The organism is Acinetobacter sp. GFQ9D191M, from assembly GCF_011174875.1.
In the GTDB taxonomy this organism is placed as follows: domain Bacteria; phylum Pseudomonadota; class Gammaproteobacteria; order Pseudomonadales; family Moraxellaceae; genus Acinetobacter.
The window spans coordinates 62,315-74,873 of the sequence record NZ_JAALGV010000077.1; the positions used below are offsets into that span (position 1 = coordinate 62,315).

The following is a 12,559-nucleotide window of genomic DNA, read 5'->3' on the forward strand; positions in this document are numbered from 1 at the left end:
ATCCAGTCTTAAAGTTGAGCCTTTATCAAATGAAGATGGTCTCAATATTTTAGCTGAGTTCTTGTGGATCGATATCCAGTGTCAGCTTCATATTGGATGGCTTATCCTGTAACAGGTTTTGCCACCAGCTACGGACATAATAATGCAAACGGGCACGGTCTGCGGACAATAGCACCATATGGGATTGATAGCGTCCGGCTTTGCGTTCCATCGGGGCAGGAATGGGACCCCAGATGTCCAGCACCAGATCGGGATATTGCCTGAGCAGGGCAGCATGTTTCTGTAAGAATTCGGTATTTTGTGCCTGATCTTTGGATTCACAGCGAATCAGCACGGCATAACGAAAAGGAGGCATCTGGGCGATTTGCCGTTCGGTCAAAGTCTGCTTGGCAAAAGCGCGGTAATTTTCAGTGACTAAGGTATTCAGCAGCGCATGATCAGGTCTTAGGGTCTGTAAATATACATCCCCTTTATGTTCCCCACGTCCTGCACGACCTGCGACCTGTACGATCAATTGTGCTGTACGTTCTGTGGCCCGGAAATCAACGCTAAGAAGACCAGAATCGATATCCAAAATTGCAACCAGCGTGACATAAGGAAAATGATGGCCTTTGGCGAGCATCTGCGTGCCGAGCAGAATTGCAGGCTCGCTTTTTTGAATCTTGTCATAGATTTTCTGCCAGCTGCCAACCCGGCTGGTTGAGTCGCGATCGACCCGGATCACTTCAGAATCTGGAAAAAGCTCATTCAGATGTTCTTCAACTTTTCCAGTCCCCATCCCTAAAGTAGCCAGCTCCTGATGCTGACATTGCGGACACTGTTCAGGCATACGATGAATGGTGCCACAATGATGACAATGCAGATGCTGATAAGGTTGCCGGTGCACAGTGAAATTGGCATCACAATTCGGACACTGCGCCTGCCAACCACAACTGCCACAAATCAGTACGGGCGCATAACCACGACGATTTAGGAAAATGAGTACCTGTTCTTTTTTAGCCAGGCGCTTTTTGATTTCTTCAATCAGATGCAGGCTGATGCCATGCTGCTTTGGTGCCACTTTTAAATCCAGAATATGGATTTTTGGCATTAGTGCTGTACCCGCGCGTTGATTCAGTTCCAGCACCTGCATTTTGCCTTGCTGCACCAGCGCATAGCTGTCAATGCTGGGGGTGGCCGAACCCAAGAGGACTGGACATTGCTGTAAATGTCCCCGGTACAATGCCACATCACGGGCATGATAGCGAAAACCTTCCTGTTGTTTAAAAGACAGGTCATGCTCTTCATCCAGAATGATCAAACCCAGATTCGGCATCGGTGTATAGATCGCAGAACGGGTGCCAAGCACAATGGACGCTTTACCGGTTTCAGCGGCTTGCCAGGCTTGTAAGCGTTTACTGTCATTCAGGCCAGAGTGAAGCAGGGCAATATGACAATGGAAACGAGACTGAAAGCGGCTAATCGTTTGTGGCGTCAGTCCGATTTCAGGCACCAGTACCAGTACCTGCTTGCCCTGTTTAAGTACCTGTTCCATGATCTGAAGATAGACTTCAGTTTTGCCGCTGCCAGTCAGGCCATCGAGTAAAAAGGCCTGATATTGCTTGCGGTATTTCAGCACTTGCTGAATCGCATGCTTTTGTTCCGGATTGGCCGTTAATGGCATCTGGGCCAGTTGTACAGGTTGCGGGCTAAAATCCTGTGCTTCCAGGACACATTCGCAAATTCCTTTTTTTTCGAGCGCTTTTAAAGTCGCTGTTTCTATTCCGGCCAGATTTAAGAGATTCTCAGTTGTTCCCACCGGATGTAGTTTTAGAATCCGATAGGCTTCCTGTTGCCTCTCGGAACGGCGAACCTTGGCTTCAGCCTCATGATCCAGCAATTTCCAGTTTCGGGCCAGCAGGTTATAAGGTTTGCCCTGACGCAATAAGGTCGGCAAGGCAGTCTGGATCACTTCCCCGATAGGAAACTGGTAATACTGTGCTGACCAGGTCAATACACTTAAAACCTGGGAATTGATAATGGCACGGTCATCTAAAAGCTCGGTAATTGCTTTCAGTTTGAAACTGGGATCAATCGGAGCATCTAGCGGTAATTTTTCAGTAATCACGCCGACCAGATTTTGCCGGCCAAAAGAAACCGCGACTCGGGCACCCACTTCTGCCTGCTGATATTGTTCCTGACTCAAGCTATAGTCAAAACAGTCAAACAGATGCACCGGCACTGCAACACGAACACGATAAACAGGGGCAGTAACGGGAACAGAATTTGGCATAGTAACAGAGTGGGTCCTGATGAAATTTCGTCGTGCTCAAAGTTCAGTTATGTTAGAGTGAGCAGATAATTTATATTGAAGAATATGAATGATTTTGATGGTCTGACGCAACAGCGTTAAGCAAAATTTTGGAAAATTAGAGCATTACAATGCCTGCATATCAGTTTACTGCGCTTGACGCTTCAGGGAAGCAGCAAAAAGGCGTGCTTGAGGGGGATTCAGCACGACAAATCCGGCAACAGCTTCGGGATCAGGCGCTGATTCCGGTCTCTGTAGATCCGGTTGAGAAAAAAGACCAGCACTACCGTCGCAAATGGTTTGAAAAAAGCATTACTGCTTATGATTTGGCTCTTATGACCCGACAACTCTCGGTACTGGTCGCTGCCGCAATTCCGCTGGAAGAAGCTATTCGCGCCGTCGGCAAGCAGAGCGAAAAAGTTCATGTGCAAAATCTGCTGATGTCAGTACGTTCTAAAGTGCTGGAAGGACATAGCTTGGCTCAGGCGCTACAACAGTCTGGACGTTTTCCAGAGCTGTATATTGCCACCATTGCGGCTGGTGAACGTTCTGGTCACTTGGACCTGATTCTGGATCAGTTAGCTGACTATACCGAAAACCGTTTTGCTATGCAGAAAAAGATTCAAGGGGCGATGATCTATCCGATTATTTTGCTCTTGATGTCTTTTGCAATTGTGATGGGTCTGATGACCTATGTAGTACCGGATATCGTCAAGACCTTTGATCAAAGTAAAGATGCCTTGCCTTGGATTACAGTGACTTTAATGAAAGCCAGCGATTTTATCCGGATCGCGTGGCCATTTTTGTTGATAGGGAGTGCGGTAGGTATTTTTCTTCTGGTACGGTTTTTAAGAACAACGGCTGGGCATTATGCTTTTGATCGCCTGACTCTGAAACTACCTTTATTCGGAAAATTATCACGCGGTATTAATGCTGCCCGTTTTGCCAGTACTCTATCGATTCTGACCCAGTCCGGTGTACCTTTGGTAGATGCCTTACGCATTGGAGCGGCGGTAAGTAATAACTGGGTGATCCGGGATTCGGTTAATCTGGCTGCTGAAAAAGTGACTGAAGGCGGGAACCTGGCTACCCAGCTGGAACGTAGTGGTTATTTCCCCCCGATGATGGTACAAATGATCAAAAGTGGTGAAGCCTCGGGGGAGCTGGATCGTATGCTGGAACGGGCATCGACCATGCAGGATCGGGAAGTGACCACGCTGATATCAACATTACTCGCGCTTCTGGAACCGCTGATGCTGGTACTCATGGCCAGTATTGTGCTGGTAATTGTGATCGCGGTGATGCTGCCAATCGTCAATATGAATAATATGATTTAAATAACATGTGTAACGTCTACAAAGAATTGAAAGTGCCTGAAACTTTCTAAAGATGAATGAGAGATATTGAATGAAAAGGAATCCAAATCAAGCCATAGACCCTTCAACTACAGCTGTTGAACCTACCGTACGTGTGAGCCAGTTACGTGCACATCGTGCCTCAGGTTTTACCCTGATTGAAGTAATGGTGGTTATTGTTATTCTCGGTGTGCTTGCGGCCCTAATTGTTCCAAATGTAATGGGACGCGGTGAAAAGGCTAAAGTGGATACCACAGTCATCAAATTGCAGAGTATTGCGGGTTCACTGGATCAATATAAGCTGGACAATGGCAAATATCCAAGCATGCAAGAAGGTGGTTTGGATGCACTGGTAAATCAGCCAGCAACAGCGAAGAACTGGCTCCCAGGTGGCTATGTGAAAGGAGGTTACCCAAAAGACAGCTGGGATAATGACCTGCAATACGTGATTCCAGGAACCAATGGTCGTGCTTTTGATTTGTACTCTTTTGGTGCCGATGGACAGGCAGGTGGGGAAGGAACTGATGCTGATATTTATTACCAACCTTAACTGATAATTATTATAAATTAGTAGGTTATTGAATATATCACTTCACTTGATTGATTGTTTCAATATTGGGTGAAGTGATAATAACTCTCAATCATAAAATATAATATAAATAACTGAATTTAATGCTATTACTATAATATTGATGATTTGATAGTTATAATAAGAATTATTCCCATATTTATCTATTACAATTATCGTAAAATGTGAATAAATATAGACTTTCTATTTACAAAAAATAGCTCATAATATTCTTAATGGCCCTTTTTTAGCCAAAGGAGAATGGTATGAAAGCATTAATATTGTCGGATGAAATAAACCAGTTTCATTGGTCGATGCTGAAATCTGTTCTTTTGGTTTTAAGCATTCTTCCAGCCAGCCAGGGAATTTTGCATTTATGGCAGACCACTGAAGGCAGCAGCCAGATTATGGTGGGTTTCTTTGCCATTAGCATGATGAGTACCTTATTCGTACTATGCTTCTGGTCAGCATTAAAAGCATCTGTCGTGCAGTTTAAACAAGAACAGGCTTCTGCATTTGAAAACGGTATTGTACAGATCTATCGTTATATTCCAATGTTGTCACTGGCGAGCATGTTGTCTTATCTGGTGATCCAGTTTTAATAACATTCTTAATAAATATATAGATAAAAAACGAGGCATGAACCTCGGTTTTTTATCGCCCCTCTCTTTTTAAAAGGGAGGTCGGGAGGGGTTTAGAAAATTAATCCCCCTTCTTGCGCCATATAGGACTCACCTTTTGCAAAGGGGGCTTTTGAGAGAACTATCTTCTAGACTTAAAGCTGATATCCACTTTACGTGGGCGGAAGCGCCAACCCAGTAATAATAACAATACGGAGAAAATCAGCACTGGCCAGTCGCTGAGTTTCATGTAGAGCGTTTCACCCTGCATGGCGGGTAGCTCACCGCGGAGTATAGCTTCTTTATCCATAGGTGCACGTTTCACAATATGGCCATTGTGGTCGATGAACGCAGTTACCCCAGTATTGGTAGCACGAATAAACCAGCGACCATTTTCCTTGGCCCGCATTTGTACCATCTGTAAATGTTGCTGTGGACCGGCAGTGCCAGTAAACCAGGCATCATTAGATACGGTCACCAGAAAATCGCTTTGGCTGGCATTACGACGAGTCAGGTTTGGATAAGCCACTTCATAGCAAATTGCCGCACCTAGAGGATGGTTTTTCACATTTAATGGTTTCTGGATATCCGCACCACGCGAGAAACCACTTACCGAAGGGTCGTTTTGCAGAGCTGGCAGTACCCAGCTGAGTGCGCCAGAAAGTGGAATATATTCCCCAAAAGGCACCAGACGCTGCTTCTTATACAAACCACTCGACTCATTACCGGTCGCCATGATGCTATTGTAATATTTTGGCGTGCCTGCTTCCTGTGACTCAGCCAGATCCCAGAACGGAATACCTGTGACCCAAGCTGTTCCAGATTTTTCTGCCTGAACTTTCATGGCATCCAAGAAAGGTTCGATGTCGGTCTGGAACATCGGAATCGAAGATTCTGGCCAGACAATTAGGTCACGTCCCCATTCAGTCTTGCTCAGATTGGCATAGATCAGCAGAGTTTTTACCTGATATTCAGTTAACCATTTCAGGTCCTGAGGAATATTGCCCTGGATCAGAGAAACGGTGAGCGGCTTTTCATTTTTTTCTTGCACGAAAGTCAGTTGTGCAGCACCCCAGGCACCCAATAACAAGAGTGCAGAAGGCACGATCCAGAAGACCCGTTTACTTAAGATTTCAACCAGCGCACAGGCCAGAACAATCACTACAAAGGACACCCCAAATACACCAAATAAAGGCGCATAGGCATCCAGATAAAGCTCAGTAAAAGCATAACCTGCAAAGAGCCATGGGAAACCGGTAAATACCCAGGTTTTGGCCCATTCAAAGATCACCCAAAGTGGGGCGAAGGTAAGGGGTGTTTCCGGGAAAAAGCGACGATAAATGAAAGTTTGAAGCGCAGTAAACAGTCCCATGACAATCGCCATGATCAGGATCATGATTACGCTCAGGAAAGCACTGGTATCGCCATACACATGAATAGAGGTATAGAGCCAGAATGCACCCACAAACCATAATCCAATTCCATAAGCCCAGCCAATGCCAAAGGCCTGTTTCGCACTACGACCACGGACGCAAGCATACAATAAAGCAGGAGACAGAATTGCCAGCCACCAGTAATGATAAGGTGCCAGTGCCAAGCTAAAAATGGCTCCTGCAAATAAGGCAATCAATACAGGATAAATTAAGGCTAGCTGCTTTTGCTGCTGGGCTGGATTTAATAGCTTATCGAAATATGCTCTCATTGGCGCACAGCTCGAATTAAACGAATAGAACGTGAATCTGCCTCAAGAATGGTAAATTGCCAGTTTTCCAGTTCAATCGTCTGACCTTCCAAATCATTTACCAGACCAATTTCTTGTAATAACAAACCGCCCATGGTTTCAACTTCATCATCGGAGAAATTGGCATCTAGCATATTGTTAAAATGCTCGATTGGCGTCAGCGCTTGTACTACCCAGGTATTGGCTGTCTTCGGGTCTTGATCCGGAACAATATATTGTGCTTCTTCATCCGCAATATCATGTTCGTCTTCAATTTCACCCACAATTTCTTCGAGAATATCTTCTAATGTCACCAGGCCTGAAGTTGTACCGTACTCATCAATCACTACCGCAATATGAGTCTGGGTATTTTTCAGCATACGTAAAACCTGATCCGAACGTGCACTTTCCGGCACAAACAGCGGCTGACGCATCAAGGCACGAATATCGACTTTGGAAGAAGGCTCGGTCAGGAAAGGAAGCAGATCTTTGGCCAGTAAAATACCAACTACATTATCCGGTTGATCCGATGAGAACACAGGGAATCGCGAATGCGCAGATTCAACTAAAACATGCAGAATTTCGAGAAGTTGGTCATCTTCCTGCAAGCTAATCATGGACGTTCTTGGCGTCATGACTTCACGAATTTTGGTGGCTGGCAGATCCAATACGCCTTCCAGCATTGCAACAGTATCGGGTTCTAAAAATCGACGTGAATCTTGTACTAATTTTAGCAGTTCGTCGCGAGTTTCGGGTGCAGTTCCCAGCCATTTACGTAAGCCGCGCATACCCCACGACGGGCCTGATTCCTCGTGCATGATCTTTCCTAAAGACTCTTAATATCTAAAAAAACGTGATTTTATCATACCGCAGAAAATACGCTTGTCTATTGTAATTATGCTGCGCAGACTTGATCGCGCGGGTCAGTATGGTTTTGTGAATTGGTTCAAAGCGCGGGCTGCAATGCGATAGCCGCTTTATGCTAAAATAAGGCTGATCTTGAATTCCTGAGTCTGTCGATGTCTGAAGCCGAAATTACGCCAAGCCTGCAATTGAATACCCGTGGATTACGCTGCCCTGAGCCAGTCATGATGTTGCATCAAGCCATCCGTAAGTCTAAAGCTGGTGATGTAGTTGAAGTTTTTGCTACGGATAATTCGACCTCTTGGGATATTCCAAAATTTTGCATGCACCTCGGCCATGAACTGCTACTCCAAGAGGAGCGTCTGGATGAAAATGGCAATAAAGAGTTCCATTATCTGGTGAAAAAAGGCGGTTAAGAGATTTTTTGGGTAGATGAGTGATTCATTTGCCCATATTGTTGAAAGATTAAAATGAAAAGAAAGCTATTTTTTTTGAATACTTGATCTGCTTGAAGTTCCTGACTTTCAGAAAATAAAAATTTTGATATTCAAGCCTCTTCCAGAATTACAGTGATGAATCGGAACCATGGCCAGACCAATGAATCTAGGCTGGATATAAATAATTCACTATAATGCCGCAAAAATATTTATAACAATTAAAAATGATAAAAAATCATATCGCTCAAGTATTAGAGCAATTGGGTCTTAGCGCACAGAAGCGTGCTTTGCTTGTTCAGTTTTCCCATCAAAAACTTAATTCTGAAGTTTTTCTGCAACGTATTGATGGCCAACATGTCCTGAATCAGGGACTAAAAATTGAGCTGATTTGTGTGTCGACTAATGCCTTGATTCCCCTTAAAGAATTTATTGGAATTCAAGTAGCGATAGATCAGGTCACGGATCAAGGACAGTTATTTCGCAGTTCCGGAATTATTACTGCAGCAACTCAGGGACAGAGTGATGGTGCATTAGTGCTTTATAAACTCACTCTGGAAGATGCAACGTCGCTATGGCATAAACGCCGTAATAGTCGTGTGTTCATGGACAAGAGTGTCCGGGAGATTACTGAAATCTTATTCAAAGAATGGCAGGGTAAGAGTCCATTATTTGCGGCTGCACTTAAGCTGGATTTATCCGGTTTGCAGCAAACTTATGATGTGCGTCCTTTTACTATGCAGTTGAATGAAAGCGACTATGACTTTTTAACCCGTTTATGGCGTAGTGAGGGGATTAACTGGCTGATTGATGAGTCTGAGCTTATAGTTGTGCATTCATCTGCAGCGATTGCAGCGCAAAAGCTTAGATTAATTGATGACAATAGCTACTACCAAGCTTTAAGCCACAGAGCGATCCGTTTCCATCGTTCCAGTGCGACTGAACAAGAAGATAGCATGACCAGTTTTATTGCAGAACGACAGTTGCAGCCGACCGCTGTACATATCCAGCGCTGGCATGCCGGTCGCTTGAATCAGGAAGAAGGCATAGGTTCAGTACAAAGCAAGCACCAGCAGAGTCAGGTTCAGGATAATGCCAGCCTGGCATTGGAACAAGGCTGGAACATCAGTCCGGCATGGATCACTGATCTCAGGCATGCAGATCAGGCAACTCTAGCCTCGGATGCACAAATCGAGAAAATAAACCAAAATTTGCAGCATTTCTATGATGCACAGGCCAAACAATTTTTAGCAACATCCACAGTACGTGATGCCCAAGTGGGTTACTGGTTTCGGCTGGATCAGCATCCTGAAATTGACCAGCATCCAGCAGTAGATAAAGAATTTTTAATCATCTCTAGGAAATTTTATAACCAAAATAATTTGCCTAAAGACTTAAATGAGCAGGTTCATGCTTTAATTCAGCAAAGCTGTTGGCAGATGACAGAATCCAAGGACGCAGGTGAGCGTCAGGCCAACCAGCTAGTCTTGCAACGTCGCCATATTCACTTGGTTCCTGAGTATCAACCTTTATTGCAGCGGCCACAGGCCTATCCGCAATGCGCCAAGGTAGTCGGGCCAGAAGATGAAGAAATTTATGTGGATGAATGGGGGCGGATCAAAATCCGTTTTCTGTTCACTCGTCCGGATGACCATGCTCACGATGGTGGCGCAGGCAGCAATGACAGTGATACAGATTCAGCCTGGGTAGATGTTCTGACCCCGTGGGCAGGTATAGGTTATGGGGTCCGTTTCTTGCCACGCATTGGTGAAATTGTGGTCGTCGACTTTTTTGATGGCAATATTGATCGGCCTTTTGTGGTAGGTCGGATTCATGAAGGCCAACGTTCTCCGACGAAGTTTGATCAAAAAGGACAACTACCAGATACCAAAAAACTCAGTGGTATTCGCTCGCAAGAAGTACAGGGGCAAGGCTTTAACCAGTTACGTTTTGATGATACGACTGGCCAGATCAGTATACAGTTACATAGTAGTCAAGCTGCCAGTCAGCTCAATCTGGGTAACTTAAGTTATTCAAAAGAACAGGCTGAAAATGAAGGACGGGGTGAAGGCTTTGAACTTAGAACTGACCAATGGGGTGCAGTCCGTGCAGGTAAAGGGTTATTGATTTCGGCTCATAAACAGCAAGCCGCAGACGGTTCACATATGGATGCTGAACCAGCGAAAAGCCAGCTTGAATCAGGCTTGCAGATGAGCCAGGCGCTAAGTGATGTTGCTAAAAACCAGCAAACTGATCCGCTTGAAATCTTTGAAAATTTAAAAAGCTTTATTGAGAAAATTGAACAGCAAGATCAAGACAAGGCAGCTGCCTTTAAACAGGCAATTATGATTCTGACAGCACCAAAATCCATTGCGCTGAGTACCCAGCAGGATATTCATTTGTCTGCGGAGGGTCAAATTAGCCACCAGTCAGCGGACAGTATTAACCTAAGTTCGCAGAAAAATATTATTGGGCATGCCTCTTCTAAAGTCAGTCTGTTTGCAGCCCAACAAGGCTTAAGAGCTTATGCCGCAAAAGGCAAAGTTGAACTACAGGCGCAAAATGATGGGATGGATATTATTGCACGCAAAGGTATCAAAACTATCTCCACTGAAGATCAGATCGAAATTACAGCAGCGAAGGCAATTGTTTTAACTGCGGGCGGTTCTCAAGTTGAGATCAGTAGTGCCGGAATTTTGCCGATGACGGGTGGTCAGTTTGAGATGAAGGCAGGGCAGCATCAATTTTTATCAGGAGAAAAGGTAATGCATGATATTCCCTATCTTCCTGCCTCACATAATAGTTCCTATATTTTAGAGTTCGATGTGCGACATAAAATAAACAATAAATTATTAGAAAGTTCTCCAAATTTTAGTCTTATTGATTCAAAGGGGAATGTACGAACAGGAGAGGTCCCCAAAGATGGAATTATTAGAATTACTTCAGAAAATAAGGAAGAAAAATATACTGTTATGGTGCATAAATACGATGCAGAGATATCGGAGTTAGAAGAATGACTTATACGGTTCGTTTAAAAGTCTCCTGTGATAATAAAGATCTTTTATCCAGATTAAGCTATACCTTACTAAATACAACAACTCAAAAAAGTTATGGAGGAAAAATTGATCCGAATGGTTGTACCAAAATCTATAGTTGCAATAAATTAGATTTAATCTTTGTAGAGTTAATTTTAAATAATTCAAAAATTGCCAGAGTGCGTGTTCCCGCACTAGAAAATGGCGAATTTAATAAATCGATATATAAATTAAAATCAACTACAGGTACAACAAAACAAGCAGAATCAAATAAAGTACCTGTTAAAGTTAAAAATGAATTAGAAATAGCACTTGAAGCCTTACATGGTACAGCACTTTACTTTAGTAATAACTTTTTAGATCATGATTGCTCCTTAAGAATTGCTTATATGAAAGCAATTAAAAAAATGAGTCATGATTACTTAAAGGATGTTGAAAATGGAAGAATGACTGTAAAAGATGCTTCGAAAGAGGCTCATACATTAAGAAATGATATCTTAGAACAGACCAGGAAAAAGAATTCTCCAATCGCGTTAGCAGTATCACAAAAAGAAAAAATAGCGGCTAAAAGCTTAGATCAATTCTTAGAATATTATGCATTGAAATTAAAAGATCCTGATAAATGGAAAAGACTGAAAGATCAGTCAAGACAAACCTTAGATCATTATGTAAAAGCATCAACAGGTACAAGAAATTCATATTTTCAGGCGCTTTCAACAGCAGATAAAAATAAAGTTTTTTATAGTGTAGTTAAAGGATCAGGGGCATCCCATGGAACTTTTGATAAAGCAGCAAAGTATATGAAACCACTAGGCAGAGTAATTGTCGTTATTTCAATTTCCTATGCTTGGTATGAGATTTTTTCAGCTGAGAATAAAGAAAAGGAATTTTATAAAGAAGCCGCAACCATAGGCTCAGGAGTGGCAGCTGGCGCTGTGGGTGGTGCTATTGCAGGAGGAATTTGTGGCCCCGGGTCTCCCATATGTTCAACAGTAGGTGTAATAATTGGCGGTCTAGCGGGAGGGTATGGAGTATATAAATTAGTTGAAGCTTATGATGAAGAGTTGGAAGCTTTTACAGAATGGACTTTATTTTAATTCCAGTAGGTAGCCTGTATGTTTAAGTTTTTAAAAAGGTTAGTAAGAAAAGAAGCTAATAAAAATTTAGATACGAGTAATTATAAAACTAAAATTAAAAATTTTAGCTTAGAGCATGATCAGATTGTGGGCGTAAATATAGATGATGTAATAATAAAAATACCTTATATAGACATAGTAAGGATATCTATTATGGTTTATGGGGAAGATTTACTCCCTCAACCAATCTGGACTGTGCAAACAATAAAAGACATTATTGATATACCGAATGAATTAAATAATACTGATAAATTATTTTTTGAGGTTCTTAATAAAAAATTAGATGGTTACAACTCAATTCAAACCCAAGAAGAAATATTAAAAGCTATGAATTGTACTCATAACAGCCTATTCCATATTTGGCAGCGCCATGATGCAGATAAAATATTTAAATCTATTAAATACTAATTTTTTCTTGTACAAAAAAATTAAATGATGCGTATTTCATAATCTTATAAATACGCAGATTCAAATCCCAAGTGCAACACATTTGTAGTTAGTTGAAAAAGTTAGGTGTATTCATAGAATCATTAGACT

Annotated in this window: 10 protein-coding genes; 7 read left to right on the forward strand and 3 right to left on the reverse strand. The window is 42.7% G+C overall.

Annotated features, from left to right (window positions below):
• Positions 1 to 49 precede the first annotated feature (49 nt).
• Entirely contained in the window at positions 50 to 2,272 is a 2,223-nt protein-coding gene (locus G5T77_RS12145; protein WP_166134820.1) for a primosomal protein N', read from the reverse strand.
• A 149-nt stretch (positions 2,273 to 2,421) separates the two neighbouring features.
• On the opposite strand from G5T77_RS12145, the gene gspF reads away from it, so the two are divergent.
• The 3 genes from gspF (at position 2,422) to G5T77_RS12160 (ending at position 4,815) form a co-directional block, all read left to right on the forward strand.
• Positions 2,422 to 3,627 (forward strand): type II secretion system inner membrane protein GspF, encoded by a 1,206-nt coding sequence (gene gspF, locus G5T77_RS12150; RefSeq protein ID WP_034705070.1) that lies wholly within the window; start codon positions 2,422 to 2,424, stop codon positions 3,625 to 3,627.
• A gap of 133 nt (positions 3,628 to 3,760) precedes the next feature.
• Positions 3,761 to 4,195: a type II secretion system major pseudopilin GspG gene (gene gspG / locus G5T77_RS12155; RefSeq protein ID WP_051065360.1), complete on the forward strand. Its 435-nt coding sequence runs from the start codon at positions 3,761 to 3,763 to the stop codon at positions 4,193 to 4,195.
• Between the two features lie 284 nt (positions 4,196 to 4,479).
• Entirely contained in the window at positions 4,480 to 4,815 is a 336-nt protein-coding gene (locus G5T77_RS12160) for a hypothetical protein (RefSeq protein WP_034705833.1), read from the forward strand.
• A 160-nt stretch (positions 4,816 to 4,975) separates the two neighbouring features.
• Here G5T77_RS12160 and lnt read toward each other — a convergent pair whose 3' ends face one another.
• Together lnt and G5T77_RS12170 are read right to left on the reverse strand one after the other, a co-directional pair.
• Positions 4,976 to 6,535 (reverse strand): apolipoprotein N-acyltransferase, encoded by a 1,560-nt coding sequence (lnt, locus tag G5T77_RS12165; RefSeq protein ID WP_166134823.1) that lies wholly within the window; start codon positions 6,533 to 6,535, stop codon positions 4,976 to 4,978.
• Positions 6,532 to 7,371, reverse strand: a complete 840-nt coding sequence (locus tag G5T77_RS12170) for a CBS domain-containing protein (RefSeq protein WP_004781742.1) — start codon at positions 7,369 to 7,371, stop codon at positions 6,532 to 6,534. Before G5T77_RS12170 ends, lnt begins: the two co-directional genes overlap by 4 nt.
• 201 nt (positions 7,372 to 7,572) lie before the next feature.
• Between G5T77_RS12170 and tusA the strand changes: the two genes are divergently transcribed.
• The 4 genes from tusA (at position 7,573) to G5T77_RS12190 (ending at position 12,430) form a co-directional block, all read left to right on the forward strand.
• Positions 7,573 to 7,833, forward strand: coding sequence for a sulfurtransferase TusA (gene tusA, locus G5T77_RS12175; RefSeq protein WP_004781744.1), 261 nt, complete (start codon positions 7,573 to 7,575; stop codon positions 7,831 to 7,833).
• 245 nt (positions 7,834 to 8,078) lie between these two features.
• Positions 8,079 to 10,868 (forward strand): type VI secretion system Vgr family protein, encoded by a 2,790-nt coding sequence (locus G5T77_RS12180; RefSeq protein ID WP_166134826.1) that lies wholly within the window; start codon positions 8,079 to 8,081, stop codon positions 10,866 to 10,868.
• On the forward strand, positions 10,865 to 11,983 hold the full coding sequence (locus G5T77_RS12185; RefSeq protein ID WP_166134829.1) for a hypothetical protein: 1,119 nt from the start codon (positions 10,865 to 10,867) through the stop codon (positions 11,981 to 11,983). Before G5T77_RS12180 ends, G5T77_RS12185 begins: the two co-directional genes overlap by 4 nt.
• A gap of 18 nt (positions 11,984 to 12,001) precedes the next feature.
• A complete protein-coding gene (locus G5T77_RS12190; RefSeq protein ID WP_166134832.1) occupies positions 12,002 to 12,430 on the forward strand; it encodes a hypothetical protein in 429 nt (142 codons plus the stop codon).
• The last annotated feature ends 129 nt before the right edge of the window (positions 12,431 to 12,559 follow it).

Excerpts from the sequence above, each read along its gene's own strand:
- G5T77_RS12180 (WP_166134826.1), top strand. The coding sequence starts at position 8,079 with ATGATAAAAAATCATATCGCTCAAGTATTAGAGCAATTGGGTCTTAGC.
- G5T77_RS12145 (WP_166134820.1), bottom strand. The coding sequence starts at position 2,272 with ATGCCAAATTCTGTTCCCGTTACTGCCCCTGTTTATCGTGTTCGTGTT.
- G5T77_RS12170 (WP_004781742.1), bottom strand. The coding sequence starts at position 7,371 with ATGCACGAGGAATCAGGCCCGTCGTGGGGTATGCGCGGCTTACGTAAA.
- G5T77_RS12160 (WP_034705833.1), top strand. The coding sequence starts at position 4,480 with ATGAAAGCATTAATATTGTCGGATGAAATAAACCAGTTTCATTGGTCG.
- gspF (WP_034705070.1), top strand. The coding sequence starts at position 2,422 with ATGCCTGCATATCAGTTTACTGCGCTTGACGCTTCAGGGAAGCAGCAA.
- G5T77_RS12190 (WP_166134832.1), top strand. The coding sequence starts at position 12,002 with ATGTTTAAGTTTTTAAAAAGGTTAGTAAGAAAAGAAGCTAATAAAAAT.
- G5T77_RS12185 (WP_166134829.1), top strand. The coding sequence starts at position 10,865 with ATGACTTATACGGTTCGTTTAAAAGTCTCCTGTGATAATAAAGATCTT.
- lnt (WP_166134823.1), bottom strand. The coding sequence starts at position 6,535 with ATGAGAGCATATTTCGATAAGCTATTAAATCCAGCCCAGCAGCAAAAG.
- tusA (WP_004781744.1), top strand. The coding sequence starts at position 7,573 with ATGTCTGAAGCCGAAATTACGCCAAGCCTGCAATTGAATACCCGTGGA.